The organism is Acinetobacter sp. WU_MDCI_Abxd143, assembly GCF_025514195.1.
Classification (GTDB): Bacteria; Pseudomonadota; Gammaproteobacteria; order Pseudomonadales; family Moraxellaceae; genus Acinetobacter; species Acinetobacter pittii_H.
The window spans coordinates 484432-506806 of record NZ_JAHPTH010000001.1 but is presented as its reverse complement, the minus strand read 5'-3'; the positions used below and the strand labels follow the sequence as shown (position 1 = coordinate 506806).

General features: G+C 38.8%; 12 protein-coding genes and 2 pseudogenes. 11 read left to right on the top strand and 3 right to left on the bottom strand.

The genetic code is table 11. The features are described 5' to 3' along the window. Positions 1-12 precede the first annotated feature (12 nt). From folB to KTI79_RS02320, 7 genes are all read left to right on the top strand, one after another. Positions 13-393, top strand: a complete 381-nt coding sequence (gene folB / locus KTI79_RS02350) for a dihydroneopterin aldolase (RefSeq protein WP_086376120.1) — start codon at positions 13-15, stop codon at positions 391-393. Then, positions 350-787: a 2-amino-4-hydroxy-6-hydroxymethyldihydropteridine diphosphokinase gene (locus KTI79_RS02345; protein WP_032054153.1), complete on the top strand. Its 438-nt coding sequence runs from the start codon at positions 350-352 to the stop codon at positions 785-787. Before folB ends, KTI79_RS02345 begins: the two co-directional genes overlap by 44 nt. Positions 788-1045: 258 nt before the next feature. Further along, on the top strand, positions 1046-2755 hold the full coding sequence (kdpA, locus tag KTI79_RS02340) for a potassium-transporting ATPase subunit KdpA (RefSeq protein ID WP_086376119.1): 1710 nt from the start codon (positions 1046-1048) through the stop codon (positions 2753-2755). 8 nt (positions 2756-2763) lie between these two features. After that, on the top strand, positions 2764-4803 hold the full coding sequence (kdpB, locus tag KTI79_RS02335; protein WP_086376118.1) for a potassium-transporting ATPase subunit KdpB: 2040 nt from the start codon (positions 2764-2766) through the stop codon (positions 4801-4803). 13 nt (positions 4804-4816) lie between these two features. After that, positions 4817-5422: a potassium-transporting ATPase subunit KdpC gene (gene kdpC, locus KTI79_RS02330; RefSeq protein WP_032054150.1), complete on the top strand. Its 606-nt coding sequence runs from the start codon at positions 4817-4819 to the stop codon at positions 5420-5422. 38 nt (positions 5423-5460) lie between these two features. Next, entirely contained in the window at positions 5461-8115 is a 2655-nt protein-coding gene (locus KTI79_RS02325) for a sensor histidine kinase (RefSeq protein ID WP_032054149.1), read from the top strand. A gap of 11 nt (positions 8116-8126) precedes the next feature. Next, positions 8127-8843, top strand: a complete 717-nt coding sequence (locus tag KTI79_RS02320) for a response regulator (protein WP_032054148.1) — start codon at positions 8127-8129, stop codon at positions 8841-8843. A gap of 75 nt (positions 8844-8918) precedes the next feature. On the opposite strand, the pseudogene KTI79_RS02315 reads toward KTI79_RS02320, so the two are convergent. Beyond that, positions 8919-10339, bottom strand: a pseudogene (locus KTI79_RS02315) (glutamine synthetase family protein). A gap of 407 nt (positions 10340-10746) precedes the next feature. Between KTI79_RS02315 and KTI79_RS02310 the strand changes: the two are divergent. Further along, positions 10747-11295: a DUF2799 domain-containing protein gene (locus KTI79_RS02310; RefSeq protein ID WP_032054146.1), complete on the top strand. Its 549-nt coding sequence runs from the start codon at positions 10747-10749 to the stop codon at positions 11293-11295. A 46-nt stretch (positions 11296-11341) separates the two neighbouring features. On the opposite strand, the gene coq7 is transcribed toward KTI79_RS02310, so the two are convergent. Both coq7 and KTI79_RS02300 read right to left on the bottom strand, forming a co-directional pair. Further along, positions 11342-11977, bottom strand: a complete 636-nt coding sequence (gene coq7, locus KTI79_RS02305; RefSeq protein ID WP_032054145.1) for a 2-polyprenyl-3-methyl-6-methoxy-1,4-benzoquinone monooxygenase — start codon at positions 11975-11977, stop codon at positions 11342-11344. Between the two features lie 3 nt (positions 11978-11980). After that, complete coding sequence (locus KTI79_RS02300) at positions 11981-13303, bottom strand: MFS transporter (RefSeq protein ID WP_079284202.1); 1323 nt, start codon at positions 13301-13303, stop codon at positions 11981-11983. A gap of 394 nt (positions 13304-13697) precedes the next feature. Here KTI79_RS02300 and KTI79_RS02295 point away from each other — a divergent pair. The 3 genes and pseudogenes from KTI79_RS02295 to KTI79_RS02285 form a co-directional block, all read left to right on the top strand. Beyond that, positions 13698-16202, top strand: a pseudogene (locus tag KTI79_RS02295) (autotransporter assembly complex protein TamA); the annotation flags it as partial. A 26-nt stretch (positions 16203-16228) separates the two neighbouring features. Further along, positions 16229-20737 carry a translocation/assembly module TamB domain-containing protein gene (locus KTI79_RS02290; protein ID WP_086376117.1) on the top strand — a complete coding sequence of 1503 codons (4509 nt, stop codon included), beginning with the start codon at positions 16229-16231 and terminating at the stop codon, positions 20735-20737. A 318-nt stretch (positions 20738-21055) separates the two neighbouring features. Then, entirely contained in the window at positions 21056-22291 is a 1236-nt protein-coding gene (locus KTI79_RS02285; protein ID WP_032054141.1) for a lactonase family protein, read from the top strand. Positions 22292-22375: the final 84 nt, after the last annotated feature.

Sequence of the window (22375 nt, the reverse complement as noted above, 5' to 3'; positions counted from 1 at the left end):
CAGTTTAAATTTATGGATGCCATTATTATTGAAGGCTTGAAGGTTGAGACAGTGATTGGCTGTTTCAACTGGGAAAGACAAATTATTCAACCTTTAATGTTGGATTTAACCATCCATAATGATTTGAGCCGAGCAGCAGAGTCTGACAAACTTGAGGACACACTCAACTATGCCCAGATTTGTGAGTTATCGGCTCAAACCATTCAACAAGCCAAACCTGAATTAATTGAACATGCAGCACATCTTGTTTTGAAATGTTTGTTTGAAACCTTTCCAACAATTGAAAAAATTACCATAACCATCCGTAAGCCCGCCATCATTGCAGAAGCTAATGCTGTAGGAATTCGTCTTGAACGCACCAGAAAAAATTTTTGCGCTCGCCCTAGCGAGTAATTTAGACGCAGATCAGCACTTTACTTTTGCGTATACGCAATTAGCAACTTTGGGGAAAGTGCAGTTTTCATCTGTTTATCAAATTCCATGCCGAGATGGTATTGGAGATGATTATTGGAATTCAGCATGTCTATTAAAAAGCACTTTATCGTGTGATCAAATAGAATCTTTTTTAAAGAAACTTGAGTCAGATTCGGGGCGTGTTCGTCCATCGCATCATATTTCTTTAGATGTAGATTTGATTGCATGGGGAAGTGATCTCGACCATATGCAATTTAATTCAAAAAAATTACCTTTGGCCCTTGATGTAAAAATCCCTTTATATGAGCTTTGGCATTGTGAAAGTTTAAAGGTTGATAGTCCACTTTATCCGGTCGTCAATTTTAAAGTTTAAAAGCTTTCAAACTAGATTTTACGCAAACTTTACGCGGTCTTGGACTTTCTCAATAGAGAATTTACGGGCATTTTATCGATACTGAAATTCACTAAATTAGTGTTATTTCAGGACAATAAAGATGCTTATAAATTCTCAAATGCGCATCTTGCATCAGTCTGGCATTGTCTTATGCCGACTAAAAACAAATGATATCTCTTCATCTCTCCTTATTTCCGTTTTGGCAAATCAAGCCAAGGGGTATAGTGGAGAATAGTCATGTTAGAACTTATACTTGTTTTATTTATTGCTATTTTTTTAGCATGGTGCCTCGGTAAATATCTATCCAAAGTGATGGCAAATCAGCCGATGTGGGGTGATGGATTATTTCGCTGGATTGAAAATCCTGTATATCGCTTGTTAGGTATATCTCCGCAACAACAAATGAACTGGAAACAATATTCGCTAGCATTTGTTGTTAGCTGTATTTTTTTAGCTGTAGCCATTTTTGCTATTTTTATGACGCAAGCATGGCTACCATTAAACCCGAACCATGCACCAAATATGAGTTGGGATTTAGCGCTACACACTGTTATTTCATTTTTAACAAACACCAACCAACAGCATTATTCTGGTCAGGCTCAGTTATCTTATTTGTCGCAAATGACAGGTATTGTGGGGCTGCAAGTCATTACTCCAATGATGGGGCTGGCTTTGGTTGTTGCGACATTAAGAGCTTTCTTTTATCAGCGTCCAAGCCATATTGCGGCCGATGTTGCCGAGCAGCCAGATCAAATTTTAATTGGTAACTATTGGGCAGATGTAATTCGCCCTACAGTTCGCTTTTTGCTTCCACTTTGTTTTGTCTGGTCATTATTGCTTAACAGCCAAGGCGTGCCATCAACTTTCCAGAGTGGGCCAGAAGTACAGCTTATTGATAAAGCCAATAGCGTTGAAACTCAAAAAATTCCTTTAGGACCAGTTGCACCAATGGTGGCGATTAAGCAATTAGGTAGTAACGGTGGTGGTTGGTACGGTCCAAATAGTTCTGTGCCTTTAGAAAATCCAACACCATTTTCTAATTTACTAGAAATGGTTGCGATCTTACTTATTCCAATCACAGTCATTTTTATGGTCGGGCATTTTATTCAGCGTAAAAAATTTGCCTACTTCGTCTTTGGCAGCATGTTTTTCATGTCAATTATTTCAGGTGCAGCTGCTGTCTGGTCTGAGAGTATGTCAGCGACAGCATCTCAATTTGCCGTAATGGAAGGTAAAGAACAACGATTTGGACCAGCCGCATCAACAGTTTGGGCAGCGCTTACTACGCAGGTAAATAACGGTTCGGTCAATATGATGCATGATTCTTCTGCACCGCTTACCGGTTTAGTCGAACTCATTAACATGCTGATTAATGCGATTTGGGGCGGTGTGGGCTGTGGTCTGCAACAGTTTATGATTTATCTTTTACTCGCAGTATTTATTGCAGGTTTAATGACAGGTCGTACCCCTGAATTGTTTGGACGCAAGATTGAAGCGGCAGAAATTAAGTTGCTCGCGATTATTATCTTGATTCAACCTTTAGTCATTCTTGCATTTACCGCATTAAGCCTCAGCATTCCAGGCATATCTGGAATTAGTAATCCGGGACCACATGGTATTAGCCAAGTGTTGTACGAATATGTCTCTGCGTTTGCTAATAACGGTTCAGGTTTTGAAGGTCTCGGAGACAATACTATATGGTGGAATGTTACTTGTAGTATCGCTCTACTGTTAGGACGTTTTCCGACATTAATTTTGCCATTAATGATTGCGACACGTTTAGCAGCAAAAAGAAAAGCACCCGAAACAGCAGGTAGTCTTCAGGTTGAAACTCCAACCTTTGCTTTAACGCTGATTACGATTGTTGTGTTGCTTACCTTATTACAATTTATGCCAGTTCTTGTCCTTGGGCCTATTGCCGATCAACTTTTGTTGGTTAAAGGCTAAGGAGGCGAGTGAAAATGAATACGCAAACTTATGTAAATAGCCATAAACAAACCATGGCAGTACCAAATTTTGAAGTTTGGAAAAATGCATTTGTGAAACTGCTACCACAGCATGCAATTAAAAACCCTGTGATGGCAATTGTATGGCTTGGAACAGTGGTTACTGCAATTAGTACAGTCTTGGGTTACACCACACTGTTATTTGGTTTAGTGGTTACAGCAATTCTGTTTATTACCATTTTATTTGCTAACTATGCCGAGGCTGTTGCAGAGGCTAGAGGTCTTGGACAGGCATCTTCATTACGTGCAGCCAGAGAAAATTTAACGGCTCGAAGACTCAAATCTTTGACAGACCGTCAAGCGACTCAAGTTGCAGCGACCGAACTTCATTTAAATGATTTTATTGAAGTACATGCAGGTGAGCTTGTTCCAGCCGACGGTGAGATTGTAGAAGGCTTTGCGACCATTAATGAATCGGCTGTTACAGGTGAGTCAGCACCTGTGCTACGTGAAGCTGGAACAGACCGTTCAGGTGTTATTGGCGGAACCAAAGTGCTTACAGATCGTATTATCGTACAAGTGACTGCTGAATCTGGTCAAAGTTTCTTAGACCGTATGATTGCTTTGGTTGAAGGATCAAATCGTCAAAAAACACCGAATGAGATTGCGCTTGGCTTCTTGTTAATAGTGATGACAATCACGTTTTTAATTGTCGTGATTAGCTTACCATTTATTGCCAAGTATTTGCATATTGAACTTGATCCAGTCGTGCTCGTGGCGTTATTGGTCTGCTTGATTCCTACAACCATTGGTGGCTTGTTACCTGCGATTGGTATTGCGGGCATGAACCGTGCACTCAAAGCCAATGTTTTGGCAAAATCAGGTAAAGCTGTAGAAGTCGCGGGTGACATTGATGTGCTTTTACTCGATAAAACAGGAACCATTACTTATGGTGACCGTCAAGCGACCTCTTTTTATCCCTTAACTTCCATAACTGAGTCTGAGTTGAGAGCTGCTGCTTGGGTAAGTTCACTAGCCGACCCAACACCAGAAGGGAAATCGATTGTTAAGTTAGCAAAAGAGCAAGGGCTAAAACAGCAAGAACCTGAGCAAGCCGAATTTATCTCTTTTAGTGCTTCTACCCGAATTTCTGGCGTGAACTTACCGAATGGTGACCAAATTCGTAAAGGTGCTTTAGATGCAATCTTAAAGTTTGTAGATGAAGATTATTCTCAAGATTTAGAGTTAAAAGCACGTGTTGAGCAAGTTGCCAAAAAGGGTGCAACACCTTTAGTCGTCGCAAATCAACATCATGTACTGGGCGTGATTGAGCTTTCAGATGTGATTAAACACGGTATTAAAGAACGTTTTGCTCGTTTAAGAGAAATGGGCATCAAAACCGTAATGGTTACAGGTGATAACCCATTAACTGCGGCCGCGATTGCTGCTGAAGCTGGTGTAGATGATTATATTGCCGAAGCAAAACCAGAAGACAAATTGGCTTGTATTCGCATCGAACAACAACAAGGTCGTTTAGTTGCGATGGTCGGTGACGGAACCAATGACGCGCCGGCATTAGCACAAGCCGATATTGGCTTAGCCATGAACTCGGGTACACAAGCTGCAAAAGAAGCCGGCAATATGGTTGATTTAGACTCTGACCCAACCAAACTACTTGCTGTAGTTGAGATTGGGAAACAGCAGTTGATTACCCGCGGTGCTTTAACAACGTTTTCGTTAGCAAACGATGTCTCTAAATACTTTGCCATCTTGCCTGCATTGTTCGCTACTGCGATTCCACAAATGCAAGTATTGAATGTGATGCACTTAGCAAGTCCAAACAGCGCGATTTTATCTGCACTAATTTTTAACGCGATTATTATCCCGCTATTAATTCCAATCGCACTCCGAGGCGTGAAATTTAAACCTTCAACGGCAACTCAGTTATTACGTCGAAATATGTTGATTTATGGTGTGGGCGGTGTGGTTCTGCCATTCCTTGCCATTAAAGCAATTGATGTAGTGATTGTTCAATTATTTGGTTTGTAATCTGGAGTTTGAAATGAAAACTTATGTACAAAATTCAGAAGCAAATTTGGGTCAGACCTTAAGAGCATCTTTGGGATTATTAATTTTTACCTTAGTTGGCTGTGGCGCTGCTTATAGTGCGATTGCTACAGGTGCGGGACAGGTGTTATTCAACAATCAAGCAAATGGTAGTTTGATTGAAATAGATCATAAAGTTTTAGGGTCAAAATTAGTTGCTCAGCCATTTGTTGGAGAGGCTTATTTTCATCCACGTCCTTCAGCAGTCGCTTATGACCCGATGGCGATGGTAGGTACAAACTTAGCGCGTACTAATCCTGAGCTACAGCAACAAATAGATGCTCAGATTCTTGCGGTAAAAAAACAAGACCACACGGGCAATACACCTATACCAAGTGATTTGGTGACTAAATCGGGGAGTGGTATCGATCCGCATATTAGTCTTGAATCTGCTCAGTTACAGGTTGCTCGAGTGGCTCAAGCGCGTCATTTAGACCCTAAGATTGTGGAAGAGCTTTTGCAAAAGTATGTTGAACCGAAGCAGTTTGGTGTATTGGGACAAGCTCGTGTTAATGTATTAGAGCTAAATATCGCTTTAGATCAATTACAATCTACACATTAACTTAAAAATAAAGTTGTTAGTTTACCGGATGATATCAAGTGCAAAGCAATCGCGAAAATCAGGCTGAGGCCTTATTAAATCATGTCAACAGATATCAAGCCGGTCGACTAACGGTCTTTCTTGGTGCGGCGCCGGGTGTAGGAAAAACCTATGCCATGCTCGCCCGCGCCAAAGAATTATTTCAACAGGGCACAGACGTTGTGGTGGGTATTGTTGAAACCCATGGAAGAATCGAAACTCTAAAAATTTTGGAAGGGTTGCCTCAGATTGCTAGAAAGGAAATTCAATATCAGGGGCATACTTTAGAAGAAATGGACTTGGATGCTATTTTACTCAGGCATCCAGAAATCGTTTTGGTTGATGAGTTGGCTCATCGCAACGTCCCAAATAGTCGTCATGAACGACGGTGGCAAGATGTCAATGAATTGCTAGATGCAGGTATTGATGTATTTACGACCATTAATATTCAACATTTAGAAAGCCTAAATGATGTGGTCTATCAAATTACGGGCGTTCGAGTAAATGAAACGGTACCAGATCGGGTATTTGATCGTATTCGGGACATTCGCTTAATTGATTTACCCGTCAGTGAACTCATTGAAAGGCTCCATCAAGGAAAAGTCTATGTACCAGAGCAAGCAAATCTGGCATTACAAGGCTTTTTTAGCATTTCAAATTTAACAGCATTACGTGAACTCGCAATGCAATGCGTTGCTGAGCATGTCGATTCAGACTTAAAAGAGAGCTATGCCTCGAAGGGCTTGAAATCTATATCGTTGCAAAATGAATTGATGATTGCGATAGATGGGCAAGGCTCTTCTGAATATTTAGTGCGAGCAGGCTGTCGTTTAGCAGAACGTAATGGTGCTACATGGACTGTAGTAAATGTTGCTAAAAGTTTGGACTTTGGACAGAGTTCAGTGAGTTCTTATAAAAAAGAATACATTGAGATTGACCGCGCCTTTGAGTTGGCTCGACAACTCGGTGGTCGAACCGAGGTTTTATATGGGCATCGAGTTGCATCTGTTCTAATGGATGCCGCCGTTGACCGAGGTATTTCCAATCTAGTCATTGGTAAAAGTATTTCACCGTGGTGGTTAACGTTATTTAAGAAAAATTTAGCTCAGCAATTATTAAATCAAGAAAACTCGATTGCTTTAACCATTTTGCACCCAGAACAGGGCACTAAAAAGATTAATCAGCTCGAAAAGTCTTCATTTTTATCATTAAAAGAAAGCATTTTTGTTTTAGCTGTGACGTGCGGTAGCATTTTTCTAGCTCACTTCGCCGAAGTTCTATTTGGTATTGAAGACTTCTCTGTCATCTTTATTATTTCTGTTTTAATTGTTGCAAGTAAAACTCGAATGTTAGCTGCCGTAGTGGCAGCCTTAATATGTTTTTTGGCTTATAATTTTTTCTTTATTGCACCACGTTATACCTTTCAGATTTCAGCACACCAAGGGGTAGTCACCGTTGTTGCTTTTTTTGCAGCAGCTTTAATTGCTGGGCGTTTGGCTTCTCAGTTACGCCAGCAAGTTTTGTCTTTAAAAGCAGCAAATGCCTACACTACGGTAATGCAAGACTTAGCACGTAAGCTTTCTAGTGCCGTGAACCTTGAAGAAGTCATGCAAACAGGACGTATGACTTTAGAAACCCAACTTCAAACGAAGGTGTGGATTTCTATTCAAGATAGAGTCATTTCATCTGATATAGAGCTAAGCGATAAAGAAAAAGTCGCGGCAGATTGGTGCTTAAAACATCAACAACCGTGTGGACATTTTACCGATACACTCAGCCAGTCGAATTGGTGGTTTTTACCACTTTTAGAACAAAAAAATAGCCTAGGTATTGTGGGAATTTACTTTAAGGATGAAGTGGTTTCCTTAAATTTTGAGCAAAAGAAATTGACTGAAAGTGTAATCGAATATATTGCGCAGGCGGTACTTCGAACTGAATTGGTGAATGAGCTTGAACAAGCAAAAGTCACCAGTGAAACAGAGCGCTTACGTTCTGCTTTATTATCTTCGGTATCGCATGATTTACGCTCGCCACTTGCTTCTATCATTGGGGCAGCAGACACACTTGCCAATTTTAAAGCTGAAATGTCAGAACAAGACCAGCAAGATTTACTTGAAACAATTCATTTGGAAGGTGAGCGTTTAGACCGTTATATTCAAAACTTACTTGATATGACCCGTTTGGGACACGAAGGTCTAACTTTAAAAAGGGACTGGATTGGTGTAGATGAATTAATTGGTTCGGCAACCCGCCGTTTAAAGCGTTATAAACCAGATACGCAAGTGATAGTTCAGTTACCTGAGCAACCGATTAGTTTGTATGTCCACCCAGCACTGGTAGAGCAAGCTATTTTTAATGTTTTAGAAAATGCTGCAAACTTTTCACCTCCAGATGAGCCAGTCATGATTCGTACTCATCTTTCATCAAAAAATGAAGTAAGAATTGAAATTGAAGATAAAGGTGCAGGAATCCCTGAAGACGAAAGACACCGCATTTTCGATATGTTTTATACTATGGAGCGTGGAGACCGTGGAAAATTCGGTACAGGTTTAGGGCTAACAATTGTAAAAGCGATTATTGGTGCTCATATGGGTACAATAGAAGCATTTTCAGGGCGCCAAAATAAAGGTACTTTAATTCAAATCAAATTACCCATTTATCCAGTAAAAGAATAAGTTGTAAATTCATGATAAGTTCCAAAACATCACCTGTAGAAACACGCATTGTGATTATTGATGATGAGCCTCAAATCCGTAAATTTCTAGACATTGCTTTAAGAACTCAAAAATATAAAACCACGCTCTGCGAAACGGGTTACAAAGGTCTAGAGGCTTTAGCAACACAAGGGGCTGATTTGGTTATTCTAGATTTGGGCTTACCTGATTTAGATGGGAAAGAAGTGCTTCAAGAGTTACGCAGCTGGTCAAATGTGCCGGTTATTGTGCTATCTGTACGCGCTGATGAATACGAAAAAGTTGCTTTGCTCGATGCTGGCGCAAATGACTACATGACTAAGCCTTTTAGTGTACAAGAGCTTTTGGCGCGCATACGTGTCATTCTAAGAAATCAACCGATTCAGCAAGAAGCACATGTTTATGACGATGGTTATCTCAAAGTTGATGTTACGCAGCGTTTAGTATGGGTCGAGCAACAACCAATTACTTTAACTCGGAAAGAGTTTCAACTTTTGACACTATTAATGCGCTATCAAGGACAGCTTTTAACACAGCCACAGCTCTTAAAAGAACTATGGGGGCCAACCCATCAGGAAGATACGCATTATTTGCGTATTTTGGTGGGTAAGTTGCGAAGCAAACTGGGGGATAACGCGATTCAGCCACGTTATATTGCAACTGAACCAGGTGTGGGATTACGCTTTTTAGCTAAACAGAAAAATCATTAATTAGATATAAAAAAAACCTTAGGGTATTTCTCCCTAAGGGTTTGCAAAGCGATTTATATTTTTTGCTTTTTTTATTTATATATCCCAATGTTGTTCTGCTTCAGTCATTTGGCTGTAAATATTTTGATATTCAGCCTGCTTAACTGTGTACCAATGTTCGACAAAGTCAGCGCCTAAATATCCTTTTAAAATAAGACTTCCTTTAAATATTTTTAAGGCTTCTGGCTGATTATTAGCTAATAAAATGTGCTCATCTTGAAACTTCAAAAGATGAGCAGGTTTTGGCAGCGGTAACTTATGAGATAAGCCATAAGATGCGCCAGCTAAAATAGTCGCTGCAACCAGATAGGGGTTACAGTCCGCTCCAGCAACCCGATATTCTAAACGTTGATTTTGTATGTCTGAGCATGGGATACGGATTGCGACATTACGATTATTGGTATCCCAATTGGCTTCTAATGGCACATGATGCCCAATTTTAAAACGTCTATAAGAATTAATATTAGGCGCTAAAATCGCCATAGATGCAGGCATTAACTCAATTAGGCCACTAATCGCGCTCAATAATTTGGCTGAAAGCTCATCTTTTTGTACTTCTGAGCTAAATATATTTTCATGGTACTGATTCAGCATGCTCATATGAAAATGCATGCCACTACCAGCCTTTGCCAAGTTCGGTTTCGCCATGAAACAAGCGGTTAAGTCATGCTTTCTTGCAACTTGTTTTACAATTCTTTTTAAGGCATTAATTTGATCGCAGAGCTTTAAAATATCATGGCTGTGTTGAAGATTTAATTCGTATTGTCCAGGGGATGATTCCGCAACAATAGCGGTAATTTCAATTGAAGTAGGGCTGCTTTCTCAACTTCATCTAGGACTTGCTGATAGTTATTCGGTGCATCTATATCGAAACATTGGTTTTCTATGCAGGTTTCAGACTGATGCTGAGGTGAGAAAAGGTAAAACTCTAGCTCGGCAGCCATGACAGGGAAATAATTATTAGTATGTAACTGATTTAATAATTTTTTTAATATATTGCGTGGTTCATAGCGACAGTCTGTACCATCTTCTTCTTGCATGGATAGGTAAAGCTGAGCATTTAATTCTGGGGATAAGGCACTTGGTTGCAAGCTGCCTAAAATGGGCAGGCAAAGTCTATCTGGTTCACCAATATATTTTCCTAGCCCTGTCTCTTCAATCACTTTTCCATCCAGACTCATGGCGTAAACAGAAAGTGGAAAATAACATCCATGAGAGAGATTTTTCAGACTCTTAACGTCAATTCGTTTGGCACGAATATGCCCGTTTAAGTCATGCAGACAAATATCAATGTGCTGAGTGTGGGAATATAAACTTAAATATTCATCAACTTCTTTCAAAAAAAGCTCTGAGTTGAAAATGTCGGTTTGTGTTGGAGGAATAAAATCATCTGATATTTTAAATGCCTTAAAGTGAGAATTTTGTAAGTTTAAATTTGGGTAAATATGCGTACTCATTATAAAAAACCTTGGTGGTTATTTAGCTAAAATCCTAACGTAGCCTTTGAAGTTAATCTCGTAAAAAAAGAGTAAAATAATGAAAGGTTTTTTTATGGGGTTTTTTGTTTTTATTTATTAATAATCAATCACTTGATTCTAATTTTTATAATCAATTTTTAAAGTAAAATTAGCGTATAAGAGCAGTCGGCGCATTATAAAATTCTATGGATTTCTCTTTTTAAAATTAAACAAAGCTAAAAATTTTAGCTTCTCATTTGGTGAGATGGTCAAACTGCTTTAAACTTAAAATCTTATCCAGTTAAACATTTATGTATAAATCTTGAATTGAGCAAGGCTTATATAGCACATGTACTGGAATTTTATTTTTTGCGTTTTTTTAATTTTTATTTTTGAGTTTTCTTAATATGAAAAATATCGGTTTAGCCATTTTAGCAATCAGTCTTTCAGGTTGTGCTGCAATGAGCGTAGAAGAATGTAAGACTGCGAATTGGTCATTAGTGGGTGAGAAAGATGGTTCAAAGGGGGCTTCGCCACGTTTAGATCAATATTATAAAGCGTGTGGAAAAGCCAATATTGTTCCAGATCAAAAGTCATATGAACGTGGGTATAAAGAGGGCTTAGGGTATTATTGCCAGCCATCAAATATTTTTTATAACGCTTTAGAGGGTAACGGCAATATTAATGTATGCCCAGTTGAGCAGCGTAATCGTTTAAGACCTTATTATCGAGCAGCTTCCGATTACTACAATGCAAAAAATGAATACGACCGTTATGACGAAAAGTTTAAGCAGTATTCCGATAATGCTTACAACGAAAAATTAAAGCCAGAAGAGCGTGAACGTTATCGTAAGCTTTTAAGAGAATTACAAATTGATCGTGACCGTATTAACAGAAACTATTGGAACTCAATTCGAGATATCGAACGTTTCAAATATGATCACGGCTTAAAATAATATTTTAAAAAAGGATTGATCCGAATGAGATCAATCCTTTGTTTTTTTAAAGATAATAACTAGTTTTTGTCATTAACTTTGAAATAGCAGTCATACTAATTTTTACTGCATAAGGTAATTCAACACCGCCTGCTTCAAGTGCAGTATGACGATGGTGCAACTCATCCTCATTCATTTGCTCTAGAATTTTGCGCGAGCGTTCATCTTGAGCAGGTAATTGGTTTAAATGGTCTTGCAAATGCATGCTTACCTGACGCTCAGTTTCAGCAACAAAACCTAAGCTATATTTATCACCAGCTATACCCGCAAGAGCGCCCATACCATATGAAAGGCCATACCAGATAGGATTTAATAAGCTTGTATGGCTATTTAACTCTTTTAAACGATCTTCACACCAAGCTAAATGGTCTTGTTCTTCAATTGCTGCTTGCTGCATTTCACGGCGTACATTGGGTAATTTCGCCGTTAATGCTTGTCCATGATAAAGGGCTTGTGCGCACACTTCACCACTATGGTTAACACGCATTAAGCCTGCAACATGACGAGCATCTTCTACACCTAGTTTTGCTTCAACCGATTCGGCCGGATTTTGGCGCTGTGCTGCGGTTGCACCCGGAACAAGACTACGTAATGCTTGATCAAAAGAGTTAATGAGCTGATCAATTCCAGTATAGTGGCGCATAAATTAGTCCTCCAAAGAAAGATGTGCTGTGGCAAGCATTGGTTTTAGACGTGCTAGAAGCCAAATACTAAAGATTGCACTAAGTACAGCTGTAATAATAAAGAGTATTTTAATATCAATTTTTAAAACACTTAAGATTAAGATTGAAAAAATTGCAGAAGAAACCATAAAAACGGCATTTAGGATGTTATTCGCTGCAACAACACGTGCACGATGTGAACGTGGTGAATAAGCCTGCATCATGGCATACAAAGGAACTATATAAAAACCGCCACTAATACCCAATAAAGTCACCGCAATCATGACATGGTAGTAAACCCAGCCTTGGGTAAAAACGTCTTTTAAGGTAAGTAATGCCCCGGTTCTTTCTGGTACAAAAGCTAAACTGGCAGCAAGGTAGAGCGCAAAAACAGTAAGGCCAATTGCACCAATCGGCACCATTTTAATATTAATTTCTGAACCACCAATTTTACTGCAAAGAAGAGAACCCACACCAATACCGACTGAAAAGAAAGTCAGTAACAGGCTAACGACATTTTCTGATGCATGAAGGTTTTGCTGGGTAAGCTGCGGAATTTGAGTTAAATAAGTCGCGCCATAAAACCAGTACCATGAGTTGCCTAGCAAAATTGTGAATACTAGTGGTAAGCTTTTGGCATATTTGATGGTTTGGAAACTGGTACGAATGAAATTCCAGTCAATCTTTAAGTCAGGTGCAGAAACTTTTTGCGGCAAAATGAAGCGACTAAATAAATAGCCTATGCAAGCAATAGCCACTACGGTGATACTAATCCACAATAAATTCCCATCTGATGAGGCAATTACGGCACCACCTAAGATCATCCCGAACAAGATTGCCATGGATGTGCCAGATTGAAATAGCGCATTACCGGACATTAACTCGTTCGGTTTTAAGATTTCAGGCAAAATTGCGTATTTAATCGGACCGAAGAACGTCGAATGTGTACCCATCAAAAATAAAGCAAAAAGAAGTAGCCATAAGTTTCCTAACAGGAAACCTGCAGTACCGATGAGCATAATGATGATTTCTAAAATTTTAATACCACGGACGAGTTGAGAACGTTCGTATTTGTCGGCGATTTGTCCAGCTGTGGCTGAAAAAAAGAAATATGGCAGAATAAACAAGAGGGCTGCCAGATTATTAAGAGTACTTACGGGAGCAGATTGTTGCTGAATCCATCCATAAGTAATCACTAATAATAAAGCTTGCTTAAAAACGTTATCATTTAATGCGCCAAAAAACTGGGTAAAAAACATCGGTACAAACCGACGTGAGGTCATCAGGTGCTCATCTTGTTTCATCATGTGCAAACTTCATTGTGTTTTATAAAAAAATGTGACCGAGTGTTAATTTGCATCGAAAACCATGTATGATATTTTTAACGCTTGATTAAATGAAAAATCAATGGTTTTGAGTGAGTTTTACACTTACCTTGGTGCGTTTTATTAAAAAATAAGTCTAGAGTTTTCTATGCCTTCTAAAATTAAGTTTAAACAGTCAACTCTCTCTCATTCTATGCATTTAATTTTAAAAATGCAGGGCATTCCTAAACTTATTTGTAGCAGCTTGTTGTTAAGTGTTTTTGTAACGCCAAGTTTTGCTCAAACTTCTGTTGAGAATAGTTCATCCATTTTAAACAAGACCGTATCTGATGAGTCAACTGAACAATTAGCTCAGACTAATCAACAATACACTGCTCCAGTTACAGATATTGCTACACTTGTGACCCAAGCTCAGCAGCAACAAGATAGCTTGGCTATATTGCAACAACAAGAACAATTTCCAAATCAAATTGATGAATTTAAGCCAATTACTCTTGATAATCTTGAAGATTTACCCGACTTGCCTGTTGACCAAAATATGGCAAATGAAATTTATAGGGTAGCGGAAGAAGCTAAAAGTGAAGCACAGAACTTTCAAAATGGGGCACAAAAGCAGCCTGAAGTTACTGTAAGCGATGCAACTCAATCTGAATTAAATCAAATTAATCAGGCACCTGTAAATATTGATCAGCTCATGCAAGAGATTAAATCTGACAGTAAGATTGTAGTTGAAGCCAATGAGACCGGAAAAACACTGCCTGAATTAACGCCAGAAGTTGAAGAACCGCCTGAACAAGCAGGCTTCTTTAAGCGTATTTTAAATAAAGTGCGTCCGCCGCGTGCAATTCCGATGGAACAAGTACCGCGTATTAGTGCAGAAGTGGAAGGCGCTTCAGATGTGCTGGCTAAAAATATTAAAGGTAAATTATCAACATTTACCCAAGAGTCCTTTGAAGACTTTAATGCTGCTTTACCTCAGCTTAGGACATTGAGTAATCAAGCTGCGCAAGCTGTTGGTTATTATAATGCTGAGTTCAGATTTGAAAAATTAAGTCCAAGTCGGGTACGTGTTCGAGTTACGCCAAATGAGCCAGTACGGATTAATGAGCAAAATATTGAATTTACAGGTCCAGGTGAAAAGCAGCCGCAATTTCAGGTTATTCGTTTAGTTCCTGATCAAGATGTCGGTGATATCTTTAACCATGGTTTATATGAAACCACTAAAAGCCGTATTGTCGATGCAGCATCTGATAATGGTTATTTTGATGCCTATTGGCGACTGCACGACGTGAAAGTGAGTCAGCCAGAAAATAAGGCTGATATCAATTTACGCTACGAGACTGGTGAGCGCTATAAATTAGATAAGGTCGAGTTTCGTATGAGCGATCCCTCGAAACCTTTACCATTAAATCAAAATATTTTAGAAAGTATGGCACCTTGGAAAGAAGGTGATGACTATGCCTTCTGGCGTGTAAATGTGTTAGCAAACAATCTAACTAACTCACGCTATTTTAATTACACCTTAGTTGATAGCATTAAACCAGATCCGATTGAAAAGCCACTTGAGCTACCGCCAGATTTACAAGCTTTGGTCGATGAGCAAAATATTGATGTTGATGAGTCTAATTTATTATCACCAGAACAACGCCAACTTGCGAAAGCACGTCAATTAGCGACGTCGAATAAAGAAGTTACACAAAACGTAGTAGATGAAAAACAGTTTGCTGGAACGCAAAATGCAAAAGAGGCAGAGCCTCAAACAGCGATGTTGCAAAGTGCAGCAGTTCCACAAGATCAACAAGAAACAGAACAAGACCGTTTACAAGCCCAAGCCAGAGAAACAAAAAGAATTCCGGTTATAGTGACTTTAAATGCAGATAAGCTAAATAGTCTGGAAACTGGTATTGGTTACGGGACCGATACAGGTGCGCGATTACGTAGTCAGTATCGCCGTTCTATTGTAAATAAGTATGGTCATTCTTTTGATGCCAACTTAGAAGTCTCGCAAATTCGTCAATCTATTGATGGCCGATATAGTATTCCTTATAAACATCCTTTAAATGACTATTTTAATATCGTGGGCGGATATGAGCGTGAAACACGTGATGATATTGGTCCAGATGTAAGTTTGCTTACTGAATCCGCAGTTGTTGGGGGTGAGCGAATAATTAAACGTCCACTAGGGAACTGGCAACATACTATTGGGGTCCGTTATCGTTTAGACCGTTTGACTCAACAAGGGGATGTTGATATTTCTGAGTTACCGGATGCGTTCAAAACGGCTGCATCTGAGCAAGAAGCATTATTATTTAGTTATGAAACTTCTAAAACCTCGAGTAATACGCGTTTAAACCCAACCAAAGCTTTTAAACAAACTTATAAATTAGAATTAGGTAGTGAGAGTTTACTCTCTGATGCCAATATGGCAATTGCGAGTGCAGGTTGGAGATTTATTTATTCTCTAGGTGAAAATGATGATCACCAATTCGTTGGAAGATCTGATCTTAGCTACATCTTTACGGATGACTTTGATAAAGTTCCGTACAATCTTAGATTCTTTACGGGTGGTGACCAAACAATTCGTGGATTTGACTATAAGAGTCTTTCTCCAGAAGTAGATGGATATAAAATTGGGGGCCAAGCTTTAGCTGTAGGTTCTTTAGAATATAACTATCAGTTCAAAGATGGATGGCGAGCAGCTGTTTTCTCTGACTTTGGTAATGCTTACGATAAAGACTTTAATAATCCGGCAGCTTATAGCGTTGGGGTTGGAATTCGCTGGAAGTCTCCAATCGGGCCAATCCGTTTAGATGTCGCTTCGGGTATTTCAGATGAAAATCATCCGATTCGTTTACATTTCTTTATAGGCCCACAACTTTAAAAATAAAATTTTATTAGGTTTATTTTATGGCGGAAGTAGAACAGCAGCCCACTTCGGCACCAAGCTCTCCTAAGAAGAAGCGTCGCATTTTGCGTAGCTTCTTACTGACGATATTGATCATATTGTTATTATTAGCTTCTTCGTTAGTCATCATGATGTCAACGGATCGCGGCAGTCGTTTTTTATTAGATCGGGTATTAGAAGCTCAGAAAATAATTAAATATGAATATGAAGGCGGCAACTTATTGCGAGGCATTATTCTCAAAAATGTGTTAGTGCAATTAAAAGACGTTGATGTTTCGTTAGATCGAGCTGATGTAGGCTTAGGATGGCGTTCTTTATTATTAGAAAAAGAAGTACATTTAAGCCATGCAGATGTGCGCAACTTACGCATTATTAATAAAACTCCGCCTTCTGGTAAACCGTTTGAATTTAAACCAATCAAGTTGCCCTTTGTTTTACGCGTAGATGAAGGTGATGTTGATCATTTAGAGCTTAAATTGTCGAGTTCAGATGTAAGTTTCTATAATGTCCATTTGCAAGATGCGCTCTGGTCAGAGACAAAACTAGAATTTGAAAAATCCAGTATGGATATGGGCTATCTTTCAGTCCACAACGCCACAGGCAAAATGGACTTTAGTGGTAAATATCCATTAGATGCCACAGCAGATTTAAGAATCCCATCTTTAAAAAGTTTAAATATTCAGAATATTAAAGTGGCTGCTCGGGGAAGTTTAGATACTATAAAAGCTGGGGTTGCAACAACTAGTCCTGATCTATTAACAGGTTGGGTTGTATTGCACCCTGTTCGTGATGAAGTTCCGATGCAAGGTGAATTATTACTAAAAAACTATCACTTACCTTTATTACAAGAGCAGAAACTCTTTGCAAAAAATGGCGTGATCAAGTTTCAAGGTGATATTAAACAGCTTAATTTGGCACTTGATACAGATTTAAAAGGTGAGAATTTACCTGAAGGTCAGTACAACGCTTTAATGAATACTGATTTGGTTCATCAGTTGAATATCACTGATTTTAATGGCCAAGTTATGAAAGGTGCCGTTAATCTTAAAGGTCTGGTGAGTTGGAAAGATCATGTGACTTGGGACATCAAAGGCCGTTTAGATCGCATTAGTCCTAAAGACAAAGCAATTCCTCAGGTAGTTCAAGACTTTTTACCGCCAAGTTTAGATGCTGCTGTTGCCTCAACTGGGTCTTTGGAAAAAGGTACAGAAGTATTTGCTAATATTGACTTTGACCGTTACGAGTCATGGAAACTCAAACTTAATCAGGCGCCAGAAAAGAATAATAAATCTCAGCCAATGCTCATGAATGTGGCGTGGGCAAATATAGACCGCGCAATGCCTTATATTGGATGGTTAAGTAGTGACAATGGTCAAGTCGATTTAACATTACGTGACGGTCAACAAGATATTAAGGTTGCTACAAAAGTATATCAGCATGAAAAAACTTTATTGCCAGCAGGACAATATCTAGCTAATTTAAATGTTAAAGATAATATCTTAAATGTGCCTAATTTTAGTTTTGCTGCTGAAAAAGGTAGCTTAACAGGTCAGGCTAAAGTTTTATTACCTACTGAAAAACGTCAGCTGGCTTGGAATGCTTTATTAAATGCAAAAGATTTTAATCCGCAAAGTATTCATGCAGCAGCGCCGGTCAATTTATTAAACGGTTCGATTAAGGCAAATGGTTTCGCTAAACCAAACCAGCAAATTATTCAGTTTGAGAAAATTGATTTAACTGGTCGATTAGCTCAAGCAGGTCAAGAAACTGTAAGTTTAGGTGGAAAAAGTACAGCAGCATTATTATTTCATGATGTTAAAGCTGGCGGCGGTTTTAAAGGCTTTGCGGTTAATTATGACGGGTCTTTAAAAGCCTTAAAACAGGCAAATGGTTTGTTGAAGTTTTCTATAGCGGGCACGCCAGATTTTATTCGAATTAGCCAATTACAACACGATGGTGTGGCTGGAAAAATCTATGCTACTGGTTCTGTCAATTTAAAAGACCGCATTGCATGGGATATTAATAGTTCATTAGTACGCTTTAAACCTCAATATTTTGCCTCAACTGTTAAAGGTGAAATTTCAGGAAACCTGAAAACTCAAGGGGTTTGGTCTGATCACTTAAAGCGAATTAATATTCAACAATTGAATCTTGCAGGCTTTTTGAATAATAAACCTGTTCGAGGTAAAGGTAATCTATCTCTATTGATGGATTCCAATCAAAATGGCTTTTTACCTCAGCAGTTTGAAGCAAATAACTTATTTTTAGTGTATGGACAGAACCAGCTACAAGCTACTGGCAATGCACAAAATCTAAAAATTAAGCTGAATGCGCCAGCACTCTACGAGTTATATCCAGGGCTACGTGGTCGAGCTTATGGAGATCTGAATGTTCAATCACAACCACGTTTAAAAGCAACAGCAAATATTGCAGTAGATAATTTTGCTTTTAATACACTAGTCAGCGTAAAGAGATTGAGTATTCAAGGTGAGCTTCCAACTTCGGAAACAACACCGACTCAATTAACCGCAAAATTAGATAATTTGCGTAGTGGAAATAGACAAATTCAGTCTGCTGAAGTGAATTTAACAGGAACAAGAAAAGCGCATTTATTGAAAGTACTCGGCAATAATAGTATTTCCAAGTTCTATGTTCAGTTAGCAGGTGGTTTTAACCAAAATAATGATTGGTTAGGACAAATCCAAAAAGGAAGTTTTGATTCAAGACGCATTCGTCTGGCACAAAATCAAAATGCTCCGGTAATTTTTTCTTCTGCTAAGTCTGAGCTATATGTAGGTCAACATTGCTGGCAAAGTACTAACAGTCAACTCTGTTTTGATCAGCCGCTACGAGTGAGTAAAGCACGAGGTAATGTTTCTTTTGTAACTCAGAACATGGATTTAAGCGACTTCGCGGCATTTATGCCAGAAGGTTTGGCAATGACTGGACAATTAAATGGTTATGCCAAAGCATCATGGGTAAATGGCGGTAATCCAAAACTTGATGCACGTTTAATTACGCGTAAAGGTGAAATTGGTTTGGCTGCTGAAGATCCGCAAGACCCTGCAACTACTCTGGCTTATGATGAGTTAGGCGTGATTGCAAAAAGTGTATCAGAGGGACTGTTATTTCGAGTTGATGTTAAAACACCTGATATTGGTACGGGTTATGCGAACGTTATTATCAACCCATTCCAGTCTTCAATGCCAATGCATGGTGAGGTGGCTTTTAATGATGTTCAATTAAAAGTTTTAAAACCATTTATCCAAGATGTTCGATCAATGAGTGGTACCTTAGCCTTGGCAGGTAAAATCAACGGTACATTAACTCAACCTCAGTTTACTGGTGAAATGCGTCTGAAAAATGGTGCAATCAGTATGATTTCTTTGCCAGTTAACTTAACCAACGTTCAGGTTTACTCATCAATTCGTCAAGATATGGCAACAATTGATGGAGCATTTAACAGTGGACAGGGTGTGGGTTTACTCAAAGGTAGTTTTGAATGGAAAGATGCACCACGCCTTCAATTAAATCTGAAAGGTGATAATTTACTGGTGCGTCAAGCTCCATTAATTACTGCAATTGCCAACCCGAACCTGACACTTGATATGTATCCTTTTGATAAGCGGTTAAGCTTAAAAGGATCTGTAGATGTTCCTCGTGCACGTATTTCAATGCCAGAAACAACTGCTCCAATTATTAATACTTCATCAGATGTTCGTATCGTACGCCAAGGTCAAGACCCACTTGCAATTTTACGGGCTGCTAAACCTTGGGATATTCGAGCTGATATTTCCGTTAATATTGGAAAACAAGTGATATTCCAAGGCTTTAACAGTAACATTCCATTGGTTGGCCGTTTAAACTTAAGCCAACGTGGCTATGAGACGGCAATGAGAGCTAACGGGGCGATTGGTGTTAGCCAAAAAGTGAAAATTGAAGCTTATGGGCAAAGTCTAGACTTGAACCGAGCAATTGCCCGTTTTAATGGACCATTGGCAAACCCGACTTTAGATATCGATGCGAATAAAAATGTTCAGGGTAGTATGGTGGGGGTTCGTGTTACAGGTACGGCGTCCTCACCAAACATTCAGGTTTATAACGATGCAGGTTTATCTGAACAAGAAGCATTAAATGCGCTTGTTACTGGGCGTATTAATGAAGGTTCGAGTGGCTTGAGTAATGCAGAGGGCTTTAAATCTGATGTAAACAACACCATTGCTGCAGCAGGTATTAGTATGGGCTTAGGTGGTACACGTGCTTTAACTAACCAGATTGGACGTACGTTTGGTTTGAGCGGCCTAGCTTTAGATGCACAAGGTACAGGTGATGATACGCAAGTGAGTTTAACGGGTTATATCACACCAGATCTGTTTATTCGTTATGGTGTCGGAGTATTTACGCCAGTAAATAAACTTACTTTACGTTATCAAATGAATCGACGTTTATATCTAGAAGCGAGTCAGTCTTTAGAAAGAGCAATCGACCTTTTCTATAACTGGCGTTTTTAGTGGTTGGAAATCAAGCATTAAAAGTACGTTAGTATCGGAAATGCCTTAATGGGTTTCAATACGACTCATAAATAAAAAGCCCACGTCAAGTGGGCTTTTTATTTGATAACCTCTTTATAAGACTTAAAAATTTGAATATTTATCATATACACGATCCATTCTCCTATAGGTTCGCAAACCTTCATCAGGCTTCTGATTAAAGAAAATTCACTTGAAAATTGCTGTTTTATAAATTAGTTTTCAGAATTATCAAACGAAATTAAATTAATGATACCTTGTTGATATGTGTAAATAAGGTAATTTTTCAAGGATATACCAGTGAAAATAGATACTTGTGTTGAAATTAAATATAGCAAGGAAAGCGATACAAATATTAAATATCGTGAGCTAATTCAAAAGTTAACAGCAACATTGTCATTGACGCTTTTATCATTGGGATGGGGCTCCGCCGTAAATGCCGCACAACAACAAATTGCTTTAGTCGGAACATGGACATCAATTCCTGATGCACCACTTGTGCAAAAACCAAAACAGGCCAGTGAAGGTTTGTATCAGCTTCAAGTAAATAGCGATGGAACTTTAACTCCAGTTAATGTATTGAAAATGAAAAGTCCTTCTTGGATTGTGACGTCGAAAGATGGACGTTTTGCATATACCACTAATGAAGAAAATGAAGGAGCGGTGACTGCATTATCAATTCAAAATGGAAAGGTAGCAGTATTGAACACTGTGGATAGCCATGGTGGGCACCCAACACATGCATCAATCAGTTTAGACGGTAAATTCTTGTTTGTATCGAACTATTCGGCATTTGATAAAGGTCGTGGTGGTGTGGCTGTTTTACCAATTTTACCAAATGGCCACTTAGGTCAAAAAGTACAAAATATTGTTTTTAACGAAGGTTCTGGTCACGTCAAAGGCCGTCAGGACAGTGGTCATGCACATTCGACAACCTTCAGCCCAGACGGTAAGTATCTATATGCTAGCGATCTTGGAAATGACAAAATTTACACCTTTCGTTATAACCCAAACAACCCTCAACCACTCGAAGCGGATAGCACTCGAGATGTGACTTTTACCCATGGTTCTGGCCCACGCCATATGGTTTTTTCACCAAATGGCAAACAAGCGTATGTTACTGCAGAAATGCGAAGTGAGATTGTGACATTTAATGTGCAAGATGGTCATTTGAAAAAAGTGGCTGAGCTGAAACTGATCCATGAGGACAAAACACCTGAATTTAAGAGCGCGAGTGGAATTATTCTCAGTCCAAATGGTAAATATGTGATTGCTGCCAATCGAGGTGCGGACAATAAACTCTTAGTATTTAAAATCCAACAGAATGGATTGCTTGGTAAACCAGTAGTTTATAAAGCCAATGGTATTGAACCACGCGCGTTCTCATTTGATGCATCTGGTAAATATCTATATGTAACCAATGTTTATAGTAATAATATTAGTTTATTCCGTTTTGATGCAGAAAATGGCACCTTAAAACCAGCTGGCGATGCAGCAAAAATATCAACACCTACGGATATCAAATTCTTTAATTAATTCAAATTATGAAACAGGCATGTCTAATGCTTAATATAAAAAACCGAGATTTTGCTATCTCGGTTTTTTTATAGCAGTTTTTGC